This window comes from [Clostridium] scindens ATCC 35704, assembly GCF_004295125.1.
GTDB classification, from domain to species: Bacteria; Bacillota; Clostridia; order Lachnospirales; family Lachnospiraceae; genus Clostridium_AP; species Clostridium_AP scindens.
The window spans coordinates 437,501-461,607 of sequence record NZ_CP036170.1 but is presented as its reverse complement, the minus strand read 5'-3'; the positions used below and the strand labels follow the sequence as shown (position 1 = coordinate 461,607).

Sequence of the window (24,107 nt, the reverse complement as noted above, 5' to 3'; positions counted from 1 at the left end):
GATGGCGTCAGTGACGGTAAAGCAAAGTGGAAAGAAGATTTCCTGCAAGGAGGGAGATAATCTGCTGAAGGTGCTGCTTGCTGAAGGCATATTTGTGGATAATCCTTGCAATGGCAAGGGAATCTGCGGAAAATGCAAGGTAAGGATTCTAAGCGGGCAGGTATCTGCAGCCTCCGAGACGGAGATGGATCAGTTAAGCGCAGGAGAACGGGAACAGGGTATCCGCCTGTCCTGCATGGCGGAAGTGCTGGGAGATGTAGAGGTAGAACTTCTGAAGAAAGAACGCAAGCATAAGGTATTGACAAAAGGATATGTGCCGGAGTTCGTGATGGATGCCTATGAGGATGGATATGGCATTGCGATCGATATTGGCACGACCACCGTCGTGACGGCCTTGATCGAACTTCGCACCGGAGAGGAACTGGCGGACGCGTCCATGATCAATGCCCAGAAGCACTATGGCCTGGACGTGCTCACCAGGATCACGTATGAGTATGAGAATCCGGAGACAGGAATCGGAGAGTTAAAAGACGCGATCGTACAGTCTATTAACGCAATGATCACAGAGGTATGCCTGGAGGCTTCCGTGGATAAGGAAGAAATCCGGGAAATACATGTGGCGGCAAACTGTACGATGACGCATATGCTTCTCGGCGTGGATGCCAGATCCATCGGAAGAGCGCCGTACAAACCGGCATTTAAGGAGGCCAGAGAACTGGCAGCAAGCGAGATAGGCATCCAGGCAGGGAAAGATACGAGGCTTTACTGCCTTCCACAGGTATCGGGATATATTGGCGCGGACATCGTGGCTGGGGCCTATGTGTGCCAGCTGCAGAAAGAACCGGGAAATGTACTTTTTATTGATATCGGTACCAATGGAGAGATCGTGCTTGCAAGCCATGGAAGGCTGCTCTGCTGTTCCTGCGCCGCAGGACCTGCGCTGGAAGGGATGAATATCAGTTCCGGTATGCGGGCGGCCGAAGGAGCGGTTGAGGATGTCCGGATCACAGAGAAAGGAATCGAACTTGCGACAATAGATAACCAGGAACCCGCCGGAATCTGCGGGAGTGGCATACTCGCCGTGGTGAAAGAACTTCTGCGTACAGGAATCGTCAAGAAGACCGGGGCGTTTATCAAGAAGGATCGGCTGCCCGAGTCGGATTACCGGTATCTGATGATCCAGATGAATGGGGCAAAGCGGGAATTTGTTCTGCATGAGAATCCCCGGCTTCTGGTAACCCAGGGAGATGTACGGCAGGTACAACTGGCAAAAGGAGCCATTTTGTCAGGATTCGTGGCGCTGCTTAATAAAGCAGGAATTTCCATGAAAGATTTAGACAAGGTTCTGATAGCCGGGCAGTTTGGGGCCCATCTGCCGGCAGAATCATTGACAGGGACCGGGATCCTGCCAAAGGAAGTGGAAGATAAGTTGATCTATGTGGGAAACTCTTCCAAGACGGGGGCATACATGACGCTGATGTCAAGTAAAGCAAGGCACGAGGTAGAGGAACTGGCCAGAAGGATGGAATACATGGAACTGGCGGAGACCGAGAATTACGAGCGGATATTTACCGAAAGCATGATTTTTCCTGAATATCCGTAAGCGTGAACACTTCCGGCTGTGTGCATGGCCGGGACAGATAAAGGAGATCAGAAGATGGAGTATGATGAGTTAAAGCGGCTAATGGATGGCCAGAAGGATGAGATGACGGCAGCGGAGCGGATGAAGGCATATAATGCGGGGGAAGAGGTGGATTATATTCCTTATACCTTGCAGGCGCCGGATCCGGCTATGGCAGATATATTCGGGTTTACCACCACCCAGTTTGCCAAAGACTTTGAAGTAAAGAGCGAAGTCATACGAAGGAGAAAGGAAGAGTTCGGCCTGGACAGCTTCAACGTAGGATTGGGACTTAAGACGATCGGAGGAGCCCTAGGGTCAAAACTGCGGGCGCCGGAACATGGGATCGATTATGTGGAGGAGCATATCCTTAAGGACTATGCGGACTTTGAGAGGCTGGAAGTGACGGACCCATACAAGAATCCAGTGCTGGCTCCTATCCTTGAAAGCGCGAAACGGCTAAAAGACCGGTTCCCGGATGTCAGCATGACCACCAGCGTGGCAGGGCCAATCTCTACGGCGATCGCAGTCCGTCCGGTGGAGATGGTGCTTAAGGATACCCGCAAGAATCCCGAGATGCTTCATAAGCTGCTGGATCTTACGGTAGAATGCTCCCTTAGATGGTTTGAGGCATTTCGCCGGGAATTTGGACCGGTAGGGACCAATTTTTCAGACCCTGTGACCTGTATGGACGTCATCAGTAAGAAGCAGTTTGACGAGTATTCCCTGCCATACATCAAAAAATTGATCGACGGAACGGAAAAGATCATGGGCTCCAGGCCAGGCGCGCATATCTGCGGCAAGACAAGCCCGATATGGGGAGATCTTGCAGATGCGGGATTGTTTTCCTTCAGCATTGACAACTGCGAAGATCTAAAAGAGGCGAAAGATGCGGTAGGAGACCGGATGCGGATTGCGGGCAATGTTCCTCCTGTGGATGTTATGAAAGAAGGAACGATAGACGAGGTAATGGAATCCTGCAGGGAATGTCTGATAAAATGCGCGGACAATCCTGCCGGCTTTATTCTCAATACCGGCTGCCAGCTTCCCATAGGAACGCCAAAGGCAAATGTGGAGGCATTTATCTATGCGGCCAGGAAGTACGGGAGAGGGGCAAGGATTGGAAAGATGCCAAGAGGGATCACGGAAGGATAGGGAATATAACATAGCCAAATGGACGACCTATACGATCTTGGTCGTCCATTTGCTACAGTCCCAGACTTCATTTACAATGTCCTGATAAAATTCAGGCTCATGGCAGATGAGAAGCAAGGTTCCCCGGTATTCCCTAAGAGCCTCTTTCAGGGCATCCTTAGCGTCTGCATCCAGGTGATTGGTGGGCTCATCCAGAAGCAGGACGTTGGTATCCCGGTTGATCAGTTTGCACAGGCGGACCTTCGCCTGCTCGCCTCCGCTCAGTACCCGCACCTGGCTCTCGATGTGCTTGGTAGTCAGGCCGCATTTGGCAAGGGAGGAGCGGACTTCATACTGGTTAAAGGAAGGAAACTCCTGCCAGATTTCTTCAATGCAGGTCGTCTTGTTGTTATAATCCCCTTCCTGCTCGAAGTAGCCGGGCAATACGTTCTCTCCTAATTCGCAGGTGCCGGACAGAGGAGGCACCAGGCCCAGGATGCTTCGGATCAACGTGGTCTTGCCAATTCCATTGGCGCCGGTAAGGGCAATCTTCTGTCCTCTTTCAAGCGAGAGATTGAGTGGCTTTGAGAGCGGCTCGTCATATCCGATCACAAAGTCCTTGATCTCAAAGATATATTTTCCCGGCGTGCGTCCCAGGCGGAAGTGAAATTCGGGCTTTGGCCTGTCGGCTGCCAGTTCGATGACATCCATCTTATCCAGTTTTTTCTGGCGGGACATGGCCATATTCCTGGTAGAGACACGGGCCTTATTCCTTGCCACGAAGTCTTTTAACTGGCTGATCTCCTGCTGCTGGCGCTTGTAAGCGGCCTCCAGCTGTGCTTTTTTCACTTCATACACTTTCTGGAATTCATCATAATCCCCCACATACCGGTTCAGTTCCTGGTTCTCCATATGGTAGATGATGTTGACGACATCATTGAGGAACGGGATATCATGGGAGATCAGGACAAAGGCGTTCTCATACTCGTTAAGATAGCGTTTTAGCCAGTTGATATGCTCTTCATCCAGATAATTAGTAGGCTCGTCCAAAAGCAGGATGTCAGGCTTCTGGAGCAGCAGCTTCCCAAGCAGGATCCTGGTCCTCTGGCCGCCGCTTAAGTCGGTGACGTCCTTATCAAGGCCGATATCCAGAAGCCCTAAGGCCCGCGCCACTTCTTCCACCTTTGCGTCGATCACATAGAAGTCATGCATCGTCAGGGTATCCTGGATGACGCCCAATTCTTCCATCAGTTTATTCATGGCCTCTTCATCTGCCGACCCAAGTTTGTCGCAGATATCGTTCATCCTCGCCTCCATTTCAAATAGATAGGAAAAAGCGGATTTTAACACATCGCGGATGGTCATACCCTTTTCAAGCACGGTATGCTGGTCCAGGTAGCCGATGCGGACGTTCTTGGCCCACTCGATCTTACCGGCATCAGGGGCAAGCTTGCCGGTTACGATATTGAAAAATGTTGATTTGCCTTCCCCGTTTGCGCCGACCAGGCCAATGTGCTCGCCTTTTAGCATGCGGAAGGAGACATCCTGGAAGATGGCGCGGTCTCCGAATCCGTGGGAAAGATGGTCTACGGTTAATATGCTCATGCTGTGATACTCCTTTGCATCATTGCTTTTAATATGAATGAGGATGCCAGTTAGACATCCTCATTAATATAACATATTGTAAGTAAGCACTCAATGTTTTTCGCCTGCCGGGCGAAAATCAGGCCTCCCAGTTGGATGGCTGCACCGGATATTTGGCGCATTGGCGCGCGGCTTCCATGTAGGCGTCGATATTGGCAAGCGGCGCTGCAACAGGAATATCGCAGCCAGGAGCAATGGTAAATCCGCAGGGGTTGTCCCAACACTGGGAGAAGCAGCGTACCACGGCCTGATGGGAGGGCCTGATGGGTGGATTAGATAAAGGTGATTGCAAACAAAAGCCTTATGTATTAAAATGGATTCTATCAAGCCATATCTGGCAAGTTTCATGGCCTTTCAGCCTTAATAATCCCTAATTGACAACCAAATACAGAGTAAGAAAGATGTTGTATATTCCGGGAAACGTCCATATAATAAAAGTAGGACAAGCATCATTTGCCGCATCTTTCTTACGGAGAAAGGAGCGGTAAGATGAGTGAATTTATAATGAAGCCCAAAGTAGACTTTTGCTTTAAGGAATTGATGGAGGAGCCGGAGGTGCGGCGGGGGTTTATCTCAGCGGTGCTTGGAATCAGGCCGGAGGATATTGTTAATACTACGCTGCTTCCCACTCATCTGAGGAAGGAAAGCCAAGAAGAAAAATTGGGGATCCTCGATGTGCGGGTTCTTCTCAATGGCAATGTCCAGATCAACATGGAGATGCAGATGGCGCCTTTTGAATTGTGGGCGGAGCGGTCGCTTTTTTATTTGGGAAAGATGTATGTTGACCAGATAAAAGCAGGAGAAGATTATGACGTACTAAAGAAGTGTATACATATAGGCATACTGGACTTCGTAATGTTTGAGGAAGATGTAGAGTTTTATTCAAGGTTCCATATCTGGGAGGATGTAAGGCGCAGGAAGTATACGGACAAATTAGAAGTACATATACTGGAACTGCCCAAATTAGAGAAATATGGATATCCGGAGACGGAACTGCTGAAGTGGGCACGCTTTATCAATGCAGAGAGGAAGGAGGAACTGGAGATGATAGCAAAGACGGATAAATTCCTGGGAAAGGCTTATGAGGCTTTAACGAATCTTAGTGCGGATGAGCAGAAACGGCTGGAGTATGAAGCCAGGGAGAAAGCGATCAGGGACTATAATTATCAGATGAAAAGTAATTGGAATGCGGGACATGAGCAAGGAATAAAACAAGGAATAAAACAGGGCGAGCAGTCTGGGGAAGCGCGTATGGCCCGGCTGGCCCAGCAGTTACTCCAGTCAAAGCGATTGGAAGAACTGGAACGGGCGTTGGAGGATACGGAATATAGAATGCTGCTGTTTGAAGAATTTCATATATAGGCATGGCGGCATCTTTGCGAAAGCGGAGATGCCGCTTGATTCTTGGCTGCTTATTTTTGCCGTTATCAGGTTGGCAAGAACACAGGGATGTAATATAATGAGTCTGTTCTTAACATACTGATATGTAAGAAGAGGGAGTTATTATTAAATATATGATACATGAAGATAGCGAAAGGCAGTATTTTTCCGGCGGTATAGAGGGGCTGCCGAAAGCATTTGGCCGCCTTGATATGGAGGAAAGCATCCATTGCTATCAGTACCATCAGATTGGACATTTCTGGGTAAAGGGGCAGGAGCAGTGGCGCCAGCTGGCGTACATGATAGGAACGATCTATGATAAATATGAGTATCCGGGCGAAAAGGTTTTAAGCAGGAAAGAGAAAGAACTGCTAAGGCTGATGGAATTCGCGCCTTTCCGGGAATGGTCTCCGATCAATGAGTCTCTTGAGGACAGGTATCCGGCTACTTATGAGGGGATAGAACGGATGATGGCTCTTTCAAAGGAAGCGGGTGATAATTCCTATGCAAGGCTGTTGCGCATTTGCCGCAAGCATCCTTCTAAAAGGATTGAACATTTCCTGAGCCGGAGGCTCCTTTCGCACAAGCGTGAGAAACTCTATGTTTTGATCTGGCATAAGTTAAAGGCTGCGTCGGAAGCATATGATAAGAGGGATTATGGAAGCAGCCAGAATGAAGATATTAAGACGAAACGCAGAGTCATTGATTCTCGTCTTCAAAGCGAGGGATACTCGGGAAAATATCCAGAATATCGGAAGAGAGATGTTCAGATCATAGTGACGGAGGAGCATCCATTTACGATTATGGAGTCCGAGGAGTTCGTTTTCCGCACTCAGTTTATGGTATCGAAATGCATAAAACCTGTAAAAGGCGGCAGAAACAGCGGCTTTTTTACTGGCTGGGGAAGGCAGGGCAAAGTAGAAGATACGCTGGAGGCATCATTAAGAGAAGCAGATAGAATGGGACAAACGAAGCCGCGGGCGCATCAAGAAGCAGTGAAAGGAGAAGACAGATGAGATACAATAGCATCATACCGGGGATATTCCTGGAACGTCCAAACCGGTTTATCGCATATATCGATATCAACGGAAAAAAAGAAACCGTCCATGTAAAGAATACGGGACGGTGCGCCGAACTTTTAAGGCCCGGGGCAAGGGTCTACCTGCAGGAGTCCGACAATCCGGACCGGAAGACCAGATGGGATCTGATCGCGGTGGAAAAAGAGACGGATCAGGGAAGCGTCAGGCTGGTAAATATGGATTCCCAGGCGCCAAACCAAGTGGTTAAGGAATGGATTGAAAAAGGCGGCCTGATCAAAGGAGCAACTTTGGTAAAGCCAGAGTATACTTATGGCATTTCCAGGATAGACCTGTATGTAGAGACGAATGAACGGAAGATATTGATCGAGGTCAAGGGGGTGACGCTGGAAGAAGAGGGAAGAGTGCGTTTTCCCGATGCCCCAAGCGAACGTGCCGTGAAGCATGTAGAAGAGTTGAAAGCCGCGGTAAGGCAAGGTTATGAAGCCTATGTGTTTTTTGTCATCCAGATGAGAGATGTCCGCTACTTTACACCCAATACGGATACCCATCCGGCGTTCGCGAAAGCCTTAAGGGAAGCGGCAGAAGGAGGCGTCCGCGTGGTTGCCTATGACTGCGAGGTAAGCCCTGACGCGATCCAGATCGCCCAAGAGGTGCCGGTCGTGCTTGAGAACCCAATCCTGAACGAGATGGCAGAGCCTCTTATGGCGTGGTACCGCAATCATAAGCGGGATCTTCCGTGGAGGAGGAATCCGGACGCCTACCGGGTGTGGGTGTCTGAGATCATGCTTCAGCAGACCAGGGTGGAGGCGGTAAAGTCTTATTATGAGAGATTCTTGCGGGAACTCCCGACGGTAGAGGCACTTGCAAGGGCAGAAGAAGATACGCTCCTGAAACTATGGGAAGGCCTCGGCTACTATAACCGGGTAAGAAACATGCAGAAAGCCGCCCAGCAGATCATGATAGACTATCATGGCCGTTTTCCGGATACTTATGAAGAGATCCGTTCTTTAAAAGGAATCGGCAATTATACGGCTGGGGCTATCAGCGCATTTGCCTTTGGCATCCCCAAGCCAGCGGTGGACGGCAATGTGCTCCGAGTGGTATCCAGACTTACGGGAAGCCGGGAGGATATCATGAAGCAGAGCGTGCGCAAGAAGATGGAGGAGGCATTGGAGAAGGTAATTCCGGCGGATGGAGCCAGCGATTTTAACCAGGGGCTGATCGAACTGGGAGCTATCGTGTGCGTGCCCAACGGTGAGCCGAAATGCGGCGAATGTCCAGTGGCGCATCTATGCGAGGCGAGGAAGCAGGGGACGGCCTGCGAGATACCAGTAAAGAGCAAGGGGAAAGCTCGGAAGATGGAGAAGCGGACCGTGCTTCTATTCAAGGATGGACAAAGGCTTGCCATACAGAAGAGGCCGTCTAAGGGACTTCTTGCAGGACTGTATGAATTCCCGAACGAGCCTGGCCACATGACGATGAAAGAAGTAACTGAATATAGCAAATCCATCGGCCTAATGCCCATCCGTGTAAAGAAGCTGGATACGGCAAAGCATATCTTCAGCCATATCGAATGGCATATGACCGGCTATGAAGTAATGGTAGATGAGTTGGAGAAGACTAACCAGAAAGATTTTCTTTTCATACATCCGGAAGAAATCGAGAAGAAATATTCTATGCCCTCCGCGTTTGAGAAATATACCCGTTATGCAGGAATCAAGAAAGACTAAAGGATGCAGGAATATAAGAAACCGGCCTCTGCACAGAGGCCGGTTATTTGTATCAGTGGGATCTACAGACGCTCATTGTTCTCGCGCATGAATTTATATTCAGCAACGGAACGGTCGAAGCCCTCGATATGGGTATAGAACCATTTTACAATGTTTTCTTCTACCTTTTCAACGAACGCGTTGGATGGGCCTTCTTCTTCCTGCAGCATCTCTTCTAAATCCTTGATGGTGTTCTTGAATATCTCGTGCTGCGCGATATGCTTTTCGTAGCCCGGATAGTCGATATCTCTTTGCAGCTGTTCTTCTGCCTTGAAATGGTAATCTGTGTAGTCCTCGAGATAGTCCAGCGTCTTTACTGCGGTTAACTTGTCATTTCCATTCTCGCAGCTTTCCAGAAGCTGGTTCATTTTTTCGATTAGTTCCTTGTGCTGGGAATCTATCATTTCATTACCTGTGATAAGATTTTCACTGAATTCTGCATACATAATTGGTTTCCTCCTCTTATAGAATGGTTAGATTGGCTGGTGTGATAACTTTGGCGCTTTCTTTTCCTGTGTCACGTATACGAACGGATAGATAATGCATGCCATCGCAATGGCAGCGATAACGTCTGTTACGGAATGCTGCTTCAAGAATACGGTGGACATTATAATCAGCATAGCCAGCAGGTAAGCGCTGCATTGTACCATGCGGTGCTTCTTCAAGGCATTGCTGTGGGCAATCGCGATGCTGACGCCGATGGAGTTGAATACGTGTATGCTTGGCAGCACGTTGGTCGGCGTATCCGTACTGTATAGGGTTTTGACGAGATCAACAAAAATATTATTTCTTTCAAATACAACAGGACGAAGATTCAGCCCGTTCGGGAAGAACGTGCATATCAGCAGGAAAAGCGTCATTCCCGTGAATAAGAATGCGCACAGCCGATAGAAACCCCATTTGTCCGTAAAGAAAAAGTAGCCTACCGTTACGGCAATAAACAGAAACCATAATAGATAGGGAACTATAAAATATTCTACGAAAGGAATATAATTATCAATCGGTGAGTGGATGATATAATAATCGACTCCGGTACGCCTCTCCAGGTACAGAAACCATGGCATATAGATGAATGCGTATAAGAACACCCATGCATGACTATAGCGTTTTACTATCTTTTTCGTTGTTTCTATGGCTTTCATAGTGATTTCCCCTTTTAAGCCCCTTGTTAAAATATATTTATGGTTCACCCCGGATTATAACATGAAAAAGGGTAATCAACAATAATGTTCATTATTTGTTAATAATTTTCATAGGATTTTTCAAAAATCTGGATATCATAACACTTTTTCCCGTCAAAAAGCGCCTCGGGAGTCTTAAGCGTCCATACAGCAACCGGCGTATGGAAGATATGCTTCAATATCCAGACATTCATCACAGGGAGGTCTGCCAGTTTATAAGATATAAAGTCAGGCCTGCCAAGGAAGTTTGCAAGCAGATACTTGACCATGAATTTTAAGAACCAGGATTCCCGGGTCTTTTTAGCGGTCAGGTTGGATGAAAGCTGGCCTCTTAACAGATCCGTGGCATGAAGCTTGAACCAGCGAAGTCCCATGGTGTTGAAGGACTGGATCAGGAAGGGGCCCTGATAGTTTCGCATCTGTCTTAAGACTTCTTCGCATATCTGAAGGGAGGCGGTTGGAATCTTAAGTTCTATCAGCAAGGGAACCCGGCCTCTTACAAGAGTGAGAACATCTTCGAACATGGGGATCGTTTCATCCGTATCTAGAAGAGTGCAGGAAGACAGTTCCAGGGAAGTCAGTTCTTCCACCGTGTCAGTTCTTCCACACATGCGTTCCAGCGTATCGTCGTGGAAGACGGCAAGACGGCCGTCTTTTGTCAGGTGAAGATCCAGTTCTATGCCATATCCTCTGGCGATGGCGGCGCAAAACGCCTTCATAGAATTTTCCGGTATGCCTCGCTCCTTGCAGTGATAGCCCCTGTGGGCGAACATGGTGCCGAAAAAGGCGCGCATGGCATCACGGCGGGAGAGCCTGGGCGCGAGGGCAAATAGATAAAGCAGGATGACTGCGATCGTGATGATAAGCCATATCATGACAGTAACCTCCGTTGTTTTTATTCGGGAGCACCGATAATGCGTAATTTTTCTGACTCAAGGCATGCTTTTATCCGTTTCTGCAGGAAGATAGGCTCTCCGTCCGCGTGTACGGGCAGCGCTTTCTCGCTGATGATTTCAATCTCTTTGCAGTTATAGATGTGAATGCCTCTAAAAAATACGTGCCACCCCTTAAACGCAGTGGGGAGAAGCACAAGCGCCTTGATCTTGGGCATGTCTGAGATGACGATGATATCCAGAAGATCATCCGCGCAGTCAGCTTTGGGGCAGAATTTGAATCCGCCGCCTTCATAGCCCAGATTCATGGCAGTGGCAAAGTATACTTTATGGCAATCCAGTTTCCGGGTGCCGTCCATGATTACCGTCATATCCTTCGGATCAAGGGAGGCCATGCGGTGAAGGGCGACTCCTGCATAAGAAAGTTTCCCCAATTTTATCTTGTTTAGAAAGACCTTCAGACGGGATACCATAACTTCATGGCAAACCCCCGCGTCAAATCCAAGTCCGGTGCTTACGGAAAAGCGCCGTCTTTTATCCCCGTATTCGAGCACGCCTATATTGATCGCAAGATGGCGGACGGGTGCCAGGATATTTTCAAGCGCCTTCAAAGGGTCGGCAGGAAGTCCTAAGCCCCGAGCAAAATCGTTGCTTGAACCGATCGGAATATAGCCCAGCGTAACGTTTGCCAGGCCGTCAATGCCGTTGATCACTTCATTTACCGTTCCATCGCCACCCAGCACGATAATATTGTGGCGCTCATGGTCAGAGGTAATCTGTCGGACGATCTTGGTGGCGTGCTGCTGGTATTTTGTAAAATATACCTGGTAGGAGACGCCTCTTTTCTTCAGAACGGTCTCGATATTATCCCATATCTTATGCCCCAGCCCGGAGCGGGCGTTGGGATTGGTTATGAATATATACATAATCTTCCTCCTGACATATGGTTATGGAAACCCTTAGAACAGGCCGTCTAAGTAGATTCTAAGCGTGCGCCTCATGTTTCCCTCAAAGTCTGCCTCGCCGCTTTTTAAGCACCATTCAAATACGTTGCCGATGACGATCATACGGATATCCGTGGTGATATCTTCCAGGTCCAGATCAGGCTTTATGATGTCCGCATCAATGGCCTTTTTTAGATAGTTGTGGACCGTGACGATGGGATAGGGCCTTTCCGTACGGATCAATGGGTTTAAGGATTGGTTCTTAGGCGTATAATAATTGGACATGAATTCTACGCCCAAGTCCTGACAGTAATGCACATAATTCAAGTACACTTGGATGATCGCGGCCTTGGCCTCCGCGGCATTTCGGGGCATGTCCAGAAGATCGGGATTGATGCTGGGCTGTTCCTCGATATAGTAGGACAGAAGATCATCCTTAGTCTTGAAATGGTGATAGAAACTTCCGTTAGATACGCCGGCCTCTTCGCAGATATTCTTGATGGAGAGTTGCTCATATCCCTGCTTTTGGAGGATATGCTTGGCGGCGCGGAAGATTTTTGCCTTGGTTTCTTTTGACTTCAATTGCTGCTTTGACAGTTCTTGCGTTATCTGATTCATAGTTTATATTCCCCTTTGAAGTACCTCTGTTAGTTTGTCTTAAGTATATCATAGTGGAGAGGGGATTTCAACAAAACAGAGTGAACTCGGTATTCCCCGAATCAGATAAGATAGCCTGCCATAAATGACTGTCCTGAAAGAGGCATGCATTGCGGTTTTGGGAAAGATCGGTTATAATTATCAGCAACAGGCATTACATCATTAGCAGGAAAGGATACATGACATGGATATTAATCAGAAAATCACAGAAGAACTTGGAGTAAAGAGATGGCAAGTGGATGCCGCCGTCAAATTGATTAACGAAGGCAACACGATTCCATTTATTGCACGATATAGAAAAGAAGCCACAGGCACCCTGGATGACGAGCAGTTACGAAGGCTTCATGAGAGACTGACGTATCTTCGAAACCTGGAAGAGAAAAAGGAGCAAGTACTTTCCAGCATCGAAGAGCAAGGCAAGCTTACGGAGGAGTTAAGGCAGCAGATACTGGCAGCAGAAACCCTGGTGGTAGTGGAAGATTTATACCGCCCATACCGGCCGAAGCGGCGGACGAGGGCCACGATTGCCAAAGAAAAGGGGCTGGAGCCTCTGGCCGCTGTCATCAGCCTTCAAAAGACCGAAAGGCCGGTGGAAGATCTGGCAAAAGAGTTCATAAATCCTGAAAAAGAAGTGCATACTGTAGAAGAAGTTATTGCAGGCGCAAAGGATATCATTGCCGAAAACATATCGGATGAGGCAGATTACCGTATCTGGATCAGGAAGATCACCATGCAGAAAGGACGGGTTATCTCTGCAGCGAAGAATGAGAAGGCGGAATCCGTCTATGAGATGTATTATGACTTTGAAGAGCCGGTAGGCAGACTGGCAGGACACAGGATTCTGGCGCTGAACCGGGGAGAGAAGGAAAAGTTCCTTACGGTGAAGATTGAAGCGCCGGAAGAAGATATCATACGCTATCTGCAGAAGAAGACGATCCATGGAGAAAATCCATATACAACGCCTATCCTTAAAGATGTGACGGAGGACAGTTACAAGCGCCTGATCGCGCCAGCCATTGAGCGGGAGATTCGAAGCGAGCTGACCGAGAGGGCAGAAGACGGGGCCATCGAAGTATTCAAAAAGAATCTGGAACAGCTTCTGATGCAGCCTCCGATCGTAGGACAGACCGTTCTCGGATGGGATCCGGCATTCCGGACCGGCTGCAAGCTGGCAGTGGTGGATCCTACCGGAAAGGTCATCGGAACGACGGTCATCTATCCTACGGCGCCAACCACGCCGCAGAAGATTCAGGCATCCAAAGATCTGTTGAAAAAGATTATAAAGAAGTATAACATTACGCTGATATCCGTAGGAAATGGAACGGCGTCCAGGGAATCAGAGATGTTCCTCGTGGAATTGCTCAAAGAGATTCCTCAGAAGGTACAGTACGTTATCGTAAATGAAGCGGGCGCCTCCGTATATTCCGCAAGCAAGCTGGCCTCCGAGGAATTCCCCAAGTTTGACGTGGGACAAAGAAGCGCAACCTCTATTGCCCGCCGCCTTCAGGATCCCCTGGCAGAACTGGTGAAGATTGATCCCAAGTCCATAGGCGTGGGACAGTACCAGCATGATATGAACCAGAAGAAATTGAGCGAGGCCCTCTCCGGCGTTGTGGAGGACTGCGTAAATAAGGTGGGCGTTGATCTGAATACGGCATCCGCGCCTCTTTTGGCCTACATCTCCGGCATATCCGCGGCGATCGCAAAGAACATCGTTGCGTACCGGGAGGAAAACGGCAAGTTCACCAGCCGCAGGCAGCTCCTGAAAGTGGCCAAATTAGGCCCCAAGGCCTACGAGCAATGTGCCGGATTCATGCGGATCCAGGGAGGGGACAATCCTCTGGATGGAACCAGCGTGCATCCGGAGTCCTATGAGGCAGCCGAAAGGCTGCTTAAGAAGCAGGGATATAAGCCGGAAGATATAGATGGGGGAAAACTCACAGGCTTATCTCTTACCATCAAGAATTACAAATCCCTTGCCGAAGAACTGGAAATCGGCGAGATTACCTTGATGGATATCGTAAAGGAATTGGAGAAACCGGCCCGGGATCCCCGTGATGAGATGCCAAAGCCCATCCTAAGGACGGACGTTCTGGAAATGAAGGATCTGACGGAGGGAATGATATTAAAGGGAACCGTCAGAAACGTCATCGACTTTGGCGTATTCGTAGACATCGGCGTCCACCAGGACGGCCTGGTACATATCTCCGAGATAACGGACAAGAAATTCATCAAGCATCCGCTGGAGGTTGTGAGCGTAGGAGATATCGTAGATGTAAAAGTCTTAAGCGTCGATCTTAAGAAGAAGCGGATCCAGCTTACGATGAAGGGCATCTAATAATAATATAGAAGAGGGGGTACTGGTAAGAGATGAAGAAAAGGTGGAAGAAGAGCCTGAAGACATTGGCAGGCGTACTGGCAGGAAACGCAATACTGGCGGCAGCAGTGGCCGCCTTCATAGTGCCCAACGGGATCATTATGGGAGGCGCTACCGGCATCGGCCTTGCCATAAGCCATTATCTGCATGTGGATCTGTCTTTGATCATTTTCTGCGTAAATGCAGTCCTCTTTATCCTGGGAGCCTTGATTTTGGGGAAGACCTTTATTGTCACCACGATTATCAGCACATTCGTCTATCCTGCGCTTCTGTCGGCAATGCAGGCAATTCCAGGAATCACCAGATTGACGGACAATGTCATGCTTGCTACCATATATGGAGGAGTCCTGCTGGGAATAGGCGTGGGCCTGATCGTGCGGGTGGGGGCATCCACAGGAGGAACGGATATACTGGCGCTGGTGCTGAACCGATGGCTTCATGTATCCGTGGCCGTGCTGCTATACATCGTGGATTTCCTGGTCCTTAGTTTCCAGGCATTCTTCGCGGACTCCGAACAGATATTGTACGGCATACTTGCGCTTGTGCTCAATACGCTGATCCTGAACCGTGTCATGCTGATGGGAAAATCCCAGATCCAGCTGTTTGTCATATCGGATAAGTACGAAGAAGTCAAACGCCGGATGCTTTTGGAGGTAGACGTAGGAGCCACTATGGTGCACATCGAGACGGGATATGGGCACCGTCAGCAGAAGGGCGTGCTGTGCGTGATTCCCGGGCGAAAACTGTATTTAGTAAATGAAATGATTCAAAATATAGACCCCAAGGCCTTCATAACGATTTCCCAGATCAATGAAGTACGCGGACGGGGATTTACAATGGAAAGGAATTAAATTCATTTGCAAAGGAGAGGTTAGTATGAAAAGAGCGGATGAAAAGTATCAGGCATATGTCCAGATACTGAAAGAAGAGCTGGTTCCTGCGATGGGATGTACGGAGCCCATCGCCCTTGCGTATGCGGCGGCGAAAGCGAGGGAGGTACTGGGATGCCTGCCGGATAAGGTAGTGATCGAAGCCAGCGGCAGCATAATCAAGAACGTAAAGAGCGTCATCGTACCCAATACCAATCACCTCAAAGGAATTCCGGCGGCAGCGACAGCGGGGATTATAGCGGGCAGAGCCGAGAAGGAATTAGAGGTGATCGCGCAAGTTAGCAAGGAGCAGATGGAGCGGATGGTGGAATTCCTAAATACGGCATCCATCAGCGTCCGGCATGTGGACAATGGGATTACCTTTGATATCCAGGTCACCGTAGGAAAAGGGGATTCCTACGCGAAGGTGCGGATCGCCAACTACCATACCAATATCGTGCTGATTGAAAAGGACGGGGAAGTGCGCTACTTTGTACCGGTGGAGGGCGAGAAGGAAGAAGGATTGACGGACAGAGGCATTCTAAATGTAGAGGATATCTGGGAATTCATTAATATCGTTGACGTGGACGACATCCGGGAAATCATCACAAGACAGATCAATTACAACACCGCTATTGCAAACGAGGGGCTCAGGGGCGACTATGGAGCCAACATCGGAAGCGTTCTTCTGGATACATATGGTGATGACGTGCGCACGAGGGCGAAGGCGATGGCAGCGGCAGGCTCTGATGCCCGTATGAACGGATGCGAGCTGCCGGTCATCATCAACGCGGGAAGCGGCAATCAGGGGATGACCTGCTCCCTGCCTGTGCTGGAATACGGAAAAGAACTGAACTCGGGAGAGGAGAAGGTGTACCGGGCACTGGCGCTGTCCAACCTGATCGCCATCCACCAGAAGACAGGAATCGGCAGGCTGTCGGCCTATTGCGGAGCGGTCAGCGCCGGGGCGGCAGCAGGAGCGGGAATCGCTTACTTGTGCGGTGGCGGCTATGAGGAAGTCATCCACACGGTGGTCAATGCGCTGGCAATTGTATCCGGCATGGTCTGCGATGGAGCCAAAGCCTCCTGCGCGGCCAAGATAGCGGCATCTGTTGACGCAGGCATTCTGGGCTATAATATGTACCTGCGGGGACAGCAGTTCTACGCAGGCGATGGAATCGTGACAAAGGGAGTGGAGGCGACCATACACAATATCGGCCGTCTTGGGAAAGAAGGAATGAAAGAGACGAATGAAGAGATCATTAAGATGATGATTGAAGAATAAACAGACTGATAGGAGAGACATCAATGAAAAGAATCATGAAAAGCCTGCCGGCCAGGCTGATACTGGGCGTTATAATAGGCATCGCGGCAGGGCTTGCGGCGAACGAAGCATTTATGAATGTCGTGGTAACTGTTAAATACATCCTTGGAGAACTGATCACCTTCTGCGTACCGCTGATTATTATCGGCTTCATCGCGCCGTCCATTACCAAGCTGGGGAACAATGCTTCCCGCATGCTTGGCGTGGCTATCGTGATCGCATATGCTTCTTCGGTCCTGGCGGCTCTGGGATCCATGGCGGCAGGATACGGGATAATTCCCCATCTGTCAATCGTATCTGAAATAGATGGATTGAGGGAACTTCCGGAGGTAATATTCCAGCTGGATATTCCGCAGATCATGCCAGTCATGAGCGCGCTGGTCCTGTCGGTCATGTTGGGACTTGGCGCGGCGTGGACCAAGGCGGAGACGATAACCCTGGTCCTGGATGAATTCCAGAAAATCGTGCTGGACATTGTGACGAAGATCGTAATACCGATTCTTCCAGTGTTTATCGGATTTACTTTCTGCGGCCTTGCCTATGAAGGCACGATAACAAAGCAGCTTCCTGTTTTTATCCAGGTGGTGCTGATCGTGATGGCGGGCCATTATATCTGGCTTGCAATTCTCTACGGGGTAGCGGGCCTATATGCAAAAGAAAATCCCTGGAAAGTTCTTAAGAATTACGGACCGGCCTATATTACCGCGGTAGGCACCATGTCTTCTGCGGCAACCCTGGCTGTGGCATTAAGATGCGCCAAGAAGTCCCAGCCGCCGCTGAAAGAGGATATGGTCGACTTTGGGATTCCGCTGTTTGCCAATATCCACCTGTGCGGCTCTGTCCTGACAGAAGTATTTTTTGTCATGACGGTATCGCAGGTTCTGTATGGAACCATTCCTTCCTTGGGGACTATGGTGCTGTTCTGCCTGCTGCTTGGAGTATTCGCGATTGGCGCGCCGGGAGTTCCGGGAGGAACCGTTATGGCATCCCTTGGCCTGATTATCGGCATCCTTGGATTTGATGAGTCTGGCACAGCCCTGATGCTGACGGTATTCGCGCTCCAGGATAGTTTTGGAACGGCATGCAATGTTACCGGAGACGGAGCGCTTACTTTGATACTGACAGGCTACGCCAGAAAACATTAGAGCGATACAATGATAATCCTTTTTCAGCAGGAAAGGGTAGGGATATGGAACGAAAGTATACCGTCGAAGAAGTGAGCCGTATTACCGGCGTAAGCAAGGACTACGATTATCTGAAAAACACCTGCGAGACCGGAGAAGTCATCGCGAGAGCGCTGGAACAGGGAACTGGACGGATACTGCCGCTATAAAGTTATTGCATATTGCGGACGAAGGAGTTATAATAGGAGAGAACTGAAAGAGATTCTTCGGGGTCGGGTGCAAATCCCAACCGGCGGTATAGTCCGCGACCCGGCGCGTTTATCCGCGCTGGCTGATCTGGTGCAATTCCGGAACCGACAGTAAAGTCTGGATGAGAGAAGAATTATGTAATGACAAGTTATGGTGCAATCAGACCCCGATGCCAAGGCATCGGGGTTTTTATGCAATACGATGCATCATGGACTGGCGGCAGTTACATGGTTCCAAGAAGATATTCTTTCTTTGACAGTTTCAATTTTCATTAAAAAGGAGAGAAAGAAAATGAGTACAGATGTAATTACAAACGCAAATGCAAAATCAAGAACAAAGGTCAGGATGATGGTTCAGATTGGAATGCTGGCGGCGATTTCCGTCGTGCTGATGCAGTTCGAGGTGCCCCTTCCCTTCGCGCCGGCATTTTACAAGATTGACTTCAGCGAGGTACCGGTTCTGGTAGGATGCTTTGCAATGGGACCATTCGCCGGCGCAGTCATAGAATTGATCAAGATCATACTGCACGTGGCGATCAGCGGAACGACAACCGCAGGCGTCGGGGATGTGGCCAACTTCCTGATTGGGTGCGCATTTATCATTCCGGCCGGACTTATCTATAAAAAGAAAAAGACCAGGAATGGGGCGATTGTCGGTATGGCGGCAGGAACCGTATTTATGACGGTAGTAGGCTGCTTCTTGAATGCGTTCGTCCTTCTGCCCACCTACGCAAAAGCGTTTGGCATGCCCATTGACGCGCTGGTAGGAATGGGAAGCGCGATCAATGGCAAGATTACGGGACTGTCCACTTTCGTGGTGTTTGCTGTGGCGCCATTTAATCTGCTTAAAGGAGTGCTGGTATCCATGATCGTATTTTTGATCTATAAGAAGATCAGTCCGATCTTCAAGATGGGACATTAATCCGCTTGGAATCATACAAGCTTTAAAAACAGTGCCGCCCGGAACAGCGTTTTGCTGATCCGGGCGGCTTTCATTATCTGGCCGGGCAGATCTCGATCCAGTAACCGTCCGGGTCGTTGATGAAATAGATTCCCATGTCAGGATTCTCAAAGCAGATGCAGCCCATCTCTTCATGAAGTGCATGTGCCGCTTCCATGTCATCTGTCCGCATGGCAAGATGGAATTCGTTGTCGCCCAGGTTATAAGGCCTGTCCATATCTCTGAGCCAGGTAAGTTCCAGCAGATGGGGAGTGTCTTCATCCCCCAGGAATACCAGCTTGAAACTTTCGTCGTCGGCCTCCTTTTCTCTGGTGATAGCAAGGCCAAGAGCCTTCTGGTAAAACGCTACCGACTTTTCCAAATCTAATACGTTAATATTGTTGTGGTAAAATGTGAATTTCATGAATCTGTCCTCCTCAAACGATGTTGTCATTGAATACAAAATTAGTATATCATCAGTGGCAGAAGAAAAAAAGATATGCTATAATTAAAAATAGTTTATCTATCAAGAGGGAGCGTAAATGAGCAAAAGAGACAGGAGGAAGGAATATGCCGGTTAAAGTAGAAGTAAAGCTGGACGTAGATTCAATGGCGGATTTTATGGTATATAATATTTACACAAGCGGGCCGGGAATGGTAGCTCTGATACTGGGAGTCCTGAATATGGGGCTTGCGGTAAGTTTTATCATGAAAGGGGATTTTTTGCTAGTGCTTATGTTCCTTGCATTTGCATTCCTGATACTGGGCATCTTCCCGTATTTTATCAGAAGAAAAGTGGCAAAGCAGATGCAGAATTCCAAGAAGCTGGGTGCGCTTGTGACCTATGAATTTGACGACGGAGGCATTACGACAACAACTGCCGATGACAGTGGCAAGGCTTCCTGGAGTAAGTTCAAGAGGGCGGTTGCCAGGAAAAGGATTATCATATTGTATACGGCGGAAAAGCAGGCCATTGTGCTTCCCATTGACCAGATGGGGGATCAGTACACAGCAGTGGTGGATCTGATCTATGCAAACATGCCAGCGCCTGCGGTGAGAATCCGCCGGCTGGATGGAAAGAAATAGGAAGGGTTTTAAAGAATGGTGATAGAATCCAATTGCGAGAAAGAGACGTATGAACTAGGCTGCCGGCTGGGGCAAGAGGCCCGGGCTGGCCAAGTCTACACGCTGGTGGGCGATCTGGGAGTGGGCAAAACCGTATTTACGAAAGGGCTGGCAGCGGGACTTGGCATCGAGGAACCGGTAAGCAGCCCCACATTTACCATTGTGCAGGTATATGAGGAAGGGCGTCTGCCCTTCTATCATTTTGATGTCTACCGGATCGGCGATGTAGAAGAGATGGATGAAGTTGGCTTCGAAGACTATGTCTATGGCGAGGGCGTAAGCCTTATCGAATGGGCCAACCTGATTGAAGAGATACTTCCGCAGCATTATACGGAGGTAAAGATAGAGAAGGATTTGGAAAAAGGATTTGATTATCGGAGGATAAGCATATGCGAATATTAGCGTTAGACAGTTCCGGCCTGGTAGCAAGCGTGGCAGTGGTAGACGGCAGTGGGCTGGAGGCACAGACGATCGCCGAATATACGGTAAATTATAAAAAGACGCATTCGCAGACGCTTCTTCCCATGCTGGATGAAGTGGCAAGGATGACGGAACTGGATCTGGATAGCATAGATGCCATTGCCGTGGCGGCAGGCCCCGGATCTTTTACCGGGCTTCGAATAGGCTCGGCCACTGCCAAAGGGCTTGGGCTTGCGCTTGATAAGCCGCTGATTCATATTCCTACCCTGGAGGGGCTGGCTTATAATTTGTGCGGCACCGATCATATCGTCTGCCCGATCATGGATGCCAGACGAGGACAAGTCTACACGGGAATCTACGAATTTGATAATGACAGGCTGATCGTGCTGGAGGATCAGATGGCAGTTGGCATAGAGGAATTGGGGCAACGGCTTCATTCCTATGACAGGAAGGTCGTATTCCTGGGAGACGGAGTACCGGTCTTCAAGGAGGCGCTGATGGAGCGGATCATGGCAGGCCGGGAGATCGCTTTTGCGCCTGCCCATCTGAACCGCCAGCGGGCAGCAGCGGTAGGGGCGCTTGCCATAAGATATTATAGAGAAGGGAAGATGGAGACAGCCGCAGAGCATCAGCCGGATTATCTGCGGGTATCCCAGGCAGAACGAGAGCGGAAAGAGAGGTTATGTCATGCTTAGATTTCAATGTGATTATCAGGAAGGGGCACATCCTTCTATATTAAAGAAGATGAAAGAGACAAATTATGAACAGACGGCAGGGTATGGCAACGATCCATACTGCGAGAGCGCCAGGAAGAAGATTCGGCGACTGTGCAATGCGCCGGAGGCTGACGTACACTTCCTGGTAGGCGGAACGCAGACGAACTTTACCGTGATCAGCGCAATCCTGCGTCCATATCAGGGAGCGCTTGCGGCAGTATCCGGCCATATCAACGTCCATGAGACCGGGGCGATCGAGGCCACGGGACACAAGGTGCTTGCATTGCCAAGCGAGGATGGAAAGATTACGGCGGCTCAGGTCAGGGAAGCATACGAGGCGCATTGGAATGATGCGGACCATGAACATATCGTACAGCCGGGAATGGTGTACATATCCCATCCTACGGAGAATGGAACGCTGTATGCGAAGGAAGAATTGCAGGCACTGTCAAGAACCTGTAGGGAATTAGGACTTCCATTATTCCTGGATGGGGCCAGGCTGGGCTATGGGCTGATGGCAGAAAAGAGTTCCCTGGGACTTACGGATATCGCGGAACTTACGGATGTATTCTATATCGGAGGAACGAAAGTGGGCGCCCTGTTCGGCGAGGCAGTCGTGATCACGAATCCGGCGCTTAAGAAGGATTTCCGCTATCTGATCAAGCAGCATGGAGGGATGCTTGCCAAGGGCAGGCTTCTGGGTATCCAGTTCGACGTGCTGTTCACAGATAATCTTTATTTTGATATTGCAAAAGGCGCGGATGAATTGGCGATGCGACTTAAGGCGGCATTTTTGGAGAAGGGGTATGGCCTGCGCTATGATTCCTATACCAACCAGCAGTTTCCGATCCTTCCGAATGAGCATCTTGGGAAACTGAAGGAAAAATATTCTTACGGATTCTGGGAGGTTGTGGATGATTCCCACAGCGCGGTTCGCTTCTGTACCAGCTGGGCGACAAAGAAAGAAGCAGTAGATGCGCTGATTGCGGATATCGAGGCTTTATAGGATGCTGGAGATTCGGATAGCGAAGGAACAGGAGATCGAGGAGATTGCCAGGCTTGAACAGGAGATATTTCCAGACCCCTGGAGCCTGACGGCTCTTAGGGATACCTGGAACCAGAAACAGGCACAGATATTAGGCGCGTGGCTGGACGGGCAGATGGCAGGATATGTGATCGTTTATTTTGCGGCAGATGAAAGCGAGATTGCCCGGATAGCCGTGGATGAAAAGTTCCGGAGGCAAGGGGTTGCCGGTGCTCTGCTTGATGAGATGGAAAGAGTCTTAGCCGGCAAGGGCATTGCAAGACTGATGCTGGATGTAAGAAAAAGCAATGCGGCGGCACTTAGATTCTATCTTAGCCGTGGCTTTAAAGAAGATGGAGTTCGCAAAAATTTCTATACGAATCCTATAGAAGATGCTATACTTATGAGTCGTAGACTTGGAAGATAACTGGCAGCACTGACAGCAGTTCCCACTAGGAAAAACCGATGGGCTCAGATATAATGAAGGCGTAGCAAGAAAGAAGAAGTGATAGGATACTCACAGGAGGAATTGTATGCGCCAGTATAGAAACGAGATAGAAGAGACAAAGAAGATAGAGAAGATCATATGCAATAAATGCGGCAGGGAGATTGAAGTCAAGGGAGGGGTTCCCCAGGAGGATGTGCTGGAAGTAAACAAGCGCTGGGGATATTTCTCAAGGAAAGATAACCAGATAGATCAATTCGACCTCTGCGAAGACTGCTATGATGAATTGGTAAAAAGTTTTCAAATCAAAGTAGGAAATTGAGGTAAAATATGTTAGATGTATGTTTGTTAGGAACGGGCGGCATGATGCCGCTTCCATACCGCTGGCTTACAGCGCTTATGGTGCGGTATAATGGCAGCAGTGTGCTGATTGACTGCGGGGAAGGAACGCAGATAGCGATTAAGGAAAAGGGATGGAGCTTCAAGCCGATCGATGTCATCTGTTTTACCCATTACCATGGGGATCATATCAGCGGGCTTCCGGGGCTTCTCCTTACGATGGGGAATGCCGACCGGACAGAGCCGTTGACCTTAGTGGGGCCGAAAGGCCTGGAGCGGGTAGTGAATTCATTACGGGTCATTGCGCCTGAACTGCCGTTTTCTATCAAATATATAGAGATTACAGAGCCGGAGCAGACATTCGAGATGAATGGCTACCGGCTAAAAGTATTTCGTGTGAACCACAATGTGACCTGTTACGGCTATAGCATGGAGATTGACCGGGCCGGGAAGTTTGACGTGGAGCGGGCAAATGCGGCAGGCATTCCTCAGAAATACTGGGGAATACTGCAAAAGGGAGAGACGGTGGAAGAAGGCGGCAGCGTCTATACGCCGGATATGGTGCTGGGCCCTGCCCGCAAAGGCATCAAGCTGACATACTGTACGGATACCCGTCCCACAGAATCCATGAAGAATAATGCGGCCGGATCGGATCTATTCATATGCGAGGGAATGTACGGCGAGAAAGACAAACTGAAAAAAGCAAAAGAATACAAGCATATGACCTTCTATGAAGCTGCCCAGGTTGCGAAAGAGGCAGGCGTTAAGGAGATGTGGCTGACCCATTATAGTCCTTCCCTGACCAGGCCGGAAGAATATATGGACGAAGTAAGGGCCATATTCCCCCAAGCGATTGCGGCAAAGGATCGCAGAAGCGCGGAACTTGTATTTTC

General features: G+C 49.3%; 26 protein-coding genes and 1 riboswitch (1 of these 27 cut by a window edge). Of the genes, 18 read left to right on the top strand and 8 right to left on the bottom strand.

Annotated elements, in window-relative coordinates:
• Nucleotide 1 precedes the first annotated feature (1 nt).
• Both HDCHBGLK_RS02350 and HDCHBGLK_RS02345 read left to right on the top strand, forming a co-directional pair.
• On the top strand, nucleotides 2-1,603 hold the full coding sequence (locus tag HDCHBGLK_RS02350) for an ASKHA domain-containing protein (RefSeq protein ID WP_004607237.1): 1,602 nt from the start codon (nucleotides 2-4) through the stop codon (nucleotides 1,601-1,603).
• A 54-nt stretch (nucleotides 1,604-1,657) separates the two neighbouring features.
• Nucleotides 1,658-2,776 (top strand): uroporphyrinogen decarboxylase family protein, encoded by a 1,119-nt coding sequence (locus HDCHBGLK_RS02345; RefSeq protein ID WP_039909742.1) that lies wholly within the window; start codon nucleotides 1,658-1,660, stop codon nucleotides 2,774-2,776.
• 27 nt (nucleotides 2,777-2,803) lie between these two features.
• Here HDCHBGLK_RS02345 and HDCHBGLK_RS02340 read toward each other — a convergent pair whose 3' ends face one another.
• The gene (locus HDCHBGLK_RS02340; protein WP_004607235.1) at nucleotides 2,804-4,360 is read right to left on the bottom strand and encodes an ABC-F family ATP-binding cassette domain-containing protein; all 1,557 of its coding nucleotides are present in this window, start codon (nucleotides 4,358-4,360) and stop codon (nucleotides 2,804-2,806) included.
• Between the two features lie 118 nt (nucleotides 4,361-4,478).
• Nucleotides 4,479-4,691, bottom strand: a complete 213-nt coding sequence (locus HDCHBGLK_RS02335) for a hypothetical protein (RefSeq protein WP_082210541.1) — start codon at nucleotides 4,689-4,691, stop codon at nucleotides 4,479-4,481.
• Between the two features lie 197 nt (nucleotides 4,692-4,888).
• Between HDCHBGLK_RS02335 and HDCHBGLK_RS02330 the strand changes: the two genes are divergently transcribed.
• The 3 genes from HDCHBGLK_RS02330 to mutY all read left to right on the top strand — a co-directional run bounded on the left by HDCHBGLK_RS02330 (nucleotide 4,889) and on the right by mutY (nucleotide 8,549).
• The gene (locus tag HDCHBGLK_RS02330; RefSeq protein ID WP_004607233.1) at nucleotides 4,889-5,761 is read left to right on the top strand and encodes an Rpn family recombination-promoting nuclease/putative transposase; all 873 of its coding nucleotides are present in this window, start codon (nucleotides 4,889-4,891) and stop codon (nucleotides 5,759-5,761) included.
• Between the two features lie 152 nt (nucleotides 5,762-5,913).
• Entirely contained in the window at nucleotides 5,914-6,795 is an 882-nt protein-coding gene (locus tag HDCHBGLK_RS02325) for a DUF3878 family protein (protein WP_004607232.1), read from the top strand.
• The gene (mutY, locus tag HDCHBGLK_RS02320; protein WP_004607231.1) at nucleotides 6,792-8,549 is read left to right on the top strand and encodes an A/G-specific adenine glycosylase; all 1,758 of its coding nucleotides are present in this window, start codon (nucleotides 6,792-6,794) and stop codon (nucleotides 8,547-8,549) included. Before HDCHBGLK_RS02325 ends, mutY begins: the two co-directional genes overlap by 4 nt.
• Before the next feature lie 62 nt (nucleotides 8,550-8,611).
• Here mutY and HDCHBGLK_RS02315 read toward each other — a convergent pair whose 3' ends face one another.
• The 5 genes from HDCHBGLK_RS02315 to HDCHBGLK_RS02295 all read right to left on the bottom strand — a co-directional run bounded on the left by HDCHBGLK_RS02315 (nucleotide 8,612) and on the right by HDCHBGLK_RS02295 (nucleotide 12,224).
• The gene (locus HDCHBGLK_RS02315; RefSeq protein ID WP_004607230.1) at nucleotides 8,612-9,034 is read right to left on the bottom strand and encodes a bacteriohemerythrin; all 423 of its coding nucleotides are present in this window, start codon (nucleotides 9,032-9,034) and stop codon (nucleotides 8,612-8,614) included.
• A gap of 27 nt (nucleotides 9,035-9,061) precedes the next feature.
• Nucleotides 9,062-9,730 (bottom strand): phosphatase PAP2 family protein, encoded by a 669-nt coding sequence (locus HDCHBGLK_RS02310; protein WP_004607229.1) that lies wholly within the window; start codon nucleotides 9,728-9,730, stop codon nucleotides 9,062-9,064.
• Between the two features lie 98 nt (nucleotides 9,731-9,828).
• Nucleotides 9,829-10,644, bottom strand: coding sequence for a glycerophosphodiester phosphodiesterase (locus HDCHBGLK_RS02305; protein ID WP_004607228.1), 816 nt, complete (start codon nucleotides 10,642-10,644; stop codon nucleotides 9,829-9,831).
• Nucleotides 10,645-10,664: 20 nt separating this feature from the next.
• Entirely contained in the window at nucleotides 10,665-11,588 is a 924-nt protein-coding gene (locus HDCHBGLK_RS02300; RefSeq protein ID WP_004607227.1) for a diacylglycerol/lipid kinase family protein, read from the bottom strand.
• 33 nt (nucleotides 11,589-11,621) lie between these two features.
• Entirely contained in the window at nucleotides 11,622-12,224 is a 603-nt protein-coding gene (locus tag HDCHBGLK_RS02295) for a TetR/AcrR family transcriptional regulator (protein WP_004607226.1), read from the bottom strand.
• A gap of 223 nt (nucleotides 12,225-12,447) precedes the next feature.
• On the opposite strand from HDCHBGLK_RS02295, the gene HDCHBGLK_RS02290 reads away from it, so the two are divergent.
• From HDCHBGLK_RS02290 to HDCHBGLK_RS02270, 6 genes are all read left to right on the top strand, one after another.
• The gene (locus HDCHBGLK_RS02290; protein ID WP_004607225.1) at nucleotides 12,448-14,601 is read left to right on the top strand and encodes a Tex family protein; all 2,154 of its coding nucleotides are present in this window, start codon (nucleotides 12,448-12,450) and stop codon (nucleotides 14,599-14,601) included.
• 32 nt (nucleotides 14,602-14,633) lie between these two features.
• Nucleotides 14,634-15,491 carry a YitT family protein gene (locus HDCHBGLK_RS02285; protein ID WP_004607224.1) on the top strand — a complete coding sequence of 286 codons (858 nt, stop codon included), beginning with the start codon at nucleotides 14,634-14,636 and terminating at the stop codon, nucleotides 15,489-15,491.
• Between the two features lie 25 nt (nucleotides 15,492-15,516).
• Nucleotides 15,517-16,794, top strand: coding sequence for an L-cysteine desulfidase family protein (locus HDCHBGLK_RS02280; protein ID WP_009248155.1), 1,278 nt, complete (start codon nucleotides 15,517-15,519; stop codon nucleotides 16,792-16,794).
• Nucleotides 16,795-16,817: 23 nt separating this feature from the next.
• Nucleotides 16,818-17,978 carry a dicarboxylate/amino acid:cation symporter gene (locus tag HDCHBGLK_RS02275; protein WP_004607222.1) on the top strand — a complete coding sequence of 387 codons (1,161 nt, stop codon included), beginning with the start codon at nucleotides 16,818-16,820 and terminating at the stop codon, nucleotides 17,976-17,978.
• Nucleotides 17,979-18,022: 44 nt separating this feature from the next.
• Nucleotides 18,023-18,166, top strand: a complete 144-nt coding sequence (locus tag HDCHBGLK_RS18875) for a hypothetical protein (RefSeq protein WP_004607221.1) — start codon at nucleotides 18,023-18,025, stop codon at nucleotides 18,164-18,166.
• Nucleotides 18,167-18,215: 49 nt separating this feature from the next.
• A riboswitch (FMN riboswitch) is annotated at nucleotides 18,216-18,343 on the top strand.
• 154 nt (nucleotides 18,344-18,497) lie between these two features.
• A complete protein-coding gene (locus HDCHBGLK_RS02270; protein WP_009248153.1) occupies nucleotides 18,498-19,127 on the top strand; it encodes an ECF transporter S component in 630 nt (209 codons plus the stop codon).
• A gap of 73 nt (nucleotides 19,128-19,200) precedes the next feature.
• On the opposite strand, the gene HDCHBGLK_RS02265 is transcribed toward HDCHBGLK_RS02270, so the two are convergent.
• Entirely contained in the window at nucleotides 19,201-19,569 is a 369-nt protein-coding gene (locus tag HDCHBGLK_RS02265; protein WP_039909740.1) for a VOC family protein, read from the bottom strand.
• A 146-nt stretch (nucleotides 19,570-19,715) separates the two neighbouring features.
• Between HDCHBGLK_RS02265 and HDCHBGLK_RS02260 the strand changes: the two genes are divergently transcribed.
• The 7 genes from HDCHBGLK_RS02260 to HDCHBGLK_RS02230 all read left to right on the top strand — a co-directional run.
• Nucleotides 19,716-20,231, top strand: coding sequence for a YcxB family protein (locus HDCHBGLK_RS02260; protein ID WP_004607218.1), 516 nt, complete (start codon nucleotides 19,716-19,718; stop codon nucleotides 20,229-20,231).
• A gap of 15 nt (nucleotides 20,232-20,246) precedes the next feature.
• Nucleotides 20,247-20,672: a tRNA (adenosine(37)-N6)-threonylcarbamoyltransferase complex ATPase subunit type 1 TsaE gene (gene tsaE / locus HDCHBGLK_RS02255; RefSeq protein WP_004607217.1), complete on the top strand. Its 426-nt coding sequence runs from the start codon at nucleotides 20,247-20,249 to the stop codon at nucleotides 20,670-20,672.
• Complete coding sequence (gene tsaB / locus HDCHBGLK_RS02250) at nucleotides 20,660-21,385, top strand: tRNA (adenosine(37)-N6)-threonylcarbamoyltransferase complex dimerization subunit type 1 TsaB (protein ID WP_004607216.1); 726 nt, start codon at nucleotides 20,660-20,662, stop codon at nucleotides 21,383-21,385. The genes tsaE and tsaB overlap by 13 nt, the downstream gene beginning before the upstream one ends.
• Complete coding sequence (locus tag HDCHBGLK_RS02245) at nucleotides 21,378-22,412, top strand: threonine aldolase family protein (RefSeq protein ID WP_004607215.1); 1,035 nt, start codon at nucleotides 21,378-21,380, stop codon at nucleotides 22,410-22,412. The genes tsaB and HDCHBGLK_RS02245 overlap by 8 nt, the downstream gene beginning before the upstream one ends.
• Before the next feature lies 1 nt (nucleotide 22,413).
• Nucleotides 22,414-22,857 carry a ribosomal protein S18-alanine N-acetyltransferase gene (gene rimI / locus HDCHBGLK_RS02240; protein ID WP_004607214.1) on the top strand — a complete coding sequence of 148 codons (444 nt, stop codon included), beginning with the start codon at nucleotides 22,414-22,416 and terminating at the stop codon, nucleotides 22,855-22,857.
• Between the two features lie 106 nt (nucleotides 22,858-22,963).
• On the top strand, nucleotides 22,964-23,197 hold the full coding sequence (locus tag HDCHBGLK_RS02235) for a hypothetical protein (RefSeq protein ID WP_004607213.1): 234 nt from the start codon (nucleotides 22,964-22,966) through the stop codon (nucleotides 23,195-23,197).
• Between the two features lie 8 nt (nucleotides 23,198-23,205).
• On the top strand, nucleotides 23,206-24,107 hold the 5' portion of the coding sequence (locus tag HDCHBGLK_RS02230; protein WP_004607212.1) for a ribonuclease Z. The gene runs 7 nt beyond the window's last position; 902 of the gene's 909 nt are visible here — the first part of the coding sequence; it begins with the start codon at nucleotides 23,206-23,208; the stop codon falls past the right edge of the window.

Excerpts from the sequence above, each read along its gene's own strand:
- HDCHBGLK_RS02300 (WP_004607227.1), bottom strand. The coding sequence starts at position 11,588 with ATGTATATATTCATAACCAATCCCAACGCCCGCTCCGGGCTGGGGCAT.
- HDCHBGLK_RS02345 (WP_039909742.1), top strand. The coding sequence starts at position 1,658 with ATGGAGTATGATGAGTTAAAGCGGCTAATGGATGGCCAGAAGGATGAG.
- HDCHBGLK_RS02315 (WP_004607230.1), bottom strand. The coding sequence starts at position 9,034 with ATGTATGCAGAATTCAGTGAAAATCTTATCACAGGTAATGAAATGATA.
- HDCHBGLK_RS02350 (WP_004607237.1), top strand. The coding sequence starts at position 2 with ATGGCGTCAGTGACGGTAAAGCAAAGTGGAAAGAAGATTTCCTGCAAG.
- rimI (WP_004607214.1), top strand. The coding sequence starts at position 22,414 with ATGCTGGAGATTCGGATAGCGAAGGAACAGGAGATCGAGGAGATTGCC.
- HDCHBGLK_RS02235 (WP_004607213.1), top strand. The coding sequence starts at position 22,964 with ATGCGCCAGTATAGAAACGAGATAGAAGAGACAAAGAAGATAGAGAAG.
- HDCHBGLK_RS02290 (WP_004607225.1), top strand. The coding sequence starts at position 12,448 with ATGGATATTAATCAGAAAATCACAGAAGAACTTGGAGTAAAGAGATGG.
- HDCHBGLK_RS02325 (WP_004607232.1), top strand. The coding sequence starts at position 5,914 with ATGATACATGAAGATAGCGAAAGGCAGTATTTTTCCGGCGGTATAGAG.
- HDCHBGLK_RS02275 (WP_004607222.1), top strand. The coding sequence starts at position 16,818 with ATGAAAAGAATCATGAAAAGCCTGCCGGCCAGGCTGATACTGGGCGTT.
- HDCHBGLK_RS02310 (WP_004607229.1), bottom strand. The coding sequence starts at position 9,730 with ATGAAAGCCATAGAAACAACGAAAAAGATAGTAAAACGCTATAGTCAT.
- mutY (WP_004607231.1), top strand. The coding sequence starts at position 6,792 with ATGAGATACAATAGCATCATACCGGGGATATTCCTGGAACGTCCAAAC.
- HDCHBGLK_RS02280 (WP_009248155.1), top strand. The coding sequence starts at position 15,517 with ATGAAAAGAGCGGATGAAAAGTATCAGGCATATGTCCAGATACTGAAA.
- HDCHBGLK_RS02295 (WP_004607226.1), bottom strand. The coding sequence starts at position 12,224 with ATGAATCAGATAACGCAAGAACTGTCAAAGCAGCAATTGAAGTCAAAA.
- HDCHBGLK_RS02270 (WP_009248153.1), top strand. The coding sequence starts at position 18,498 with ATGAGTACAGATGTAATTACAAACGCAAATGCAAAATCAAGAACAAAG.
- tsaB (WP_004607216.1), top strand. The coding sequence starts at position 20,660 with ATGCGAATATTAGCGTTAGACAGTTCCGGCCTGGTAGCAAGCGTGGCA.
- HDCHBGLK_RS18875 (WP_004607221.1), top strand. The coding sequence starts at position 18,023 with ATGGAACGAAAGTATACCGTCGAAGAAGTGAGCCGTATTACCGGCGTA.
- HDCHBGLK_RS02285 (WP_004607224.1), top strand. The coding sequence starts at position 14,634 with ATGAAGAAAAGGTGGAAGAAGAGCCTGAAGACATTGGCAGGCGTACTG.
- HDCHBGLK_RS02305 (WP_004607228.1), bottom strand. The coding sequence starts at position 10,644 with ATGATATGGCTTATCATCACGATCGCAGTCATCCTGCTTTATCTATTT.
- HDCHBGLK_RS02265 (WP_039909740.1), bottom strand. The coding sequence starts at position 19,569 with ATGAAATTCACATTTTACCACAACAATATTAACGTATTAGATTTGGAA.
- HDCHBGLK_RS02245 (WP_004607215.1), top strand. The coding sequence starts at position 21,378 with ATGCTTAGATTTCAATGTGATTATCAGGAAGGGGCACATCCTTCTATA.
- tsaE (WP_004607217.1), top strand. The coding sequence starts at position 20,247 with ATGGTGATAGAATCCAATTGCGAGAAAGAGACGTATGAACTAGGCTGC.
- HDCHBGLK_RS02340 (WP_004607235.1), bottom strand. The coding sequence starts at position 4,360 with ATGAGCATATTAACCGTAGACCATCTTTCCCACGGATTCGGAGACCGC.
- HDCHBGLK_RS02330 (WP_004607233.1), top strand. The coding sequence starts at position 4,889 with ATGAGTGAATTTATAATGAAGCCCAAAGTAGACTTTTGCTTTAAGGAA.
- HDCHBGLK_RS02260 (WP_004607218.1), top strand. The coding sequence starts at position 19,716 with ATGCCGGTTAAAGTAGAAGTAAAGCTGGACGTAGATTCAATGGCGGAT.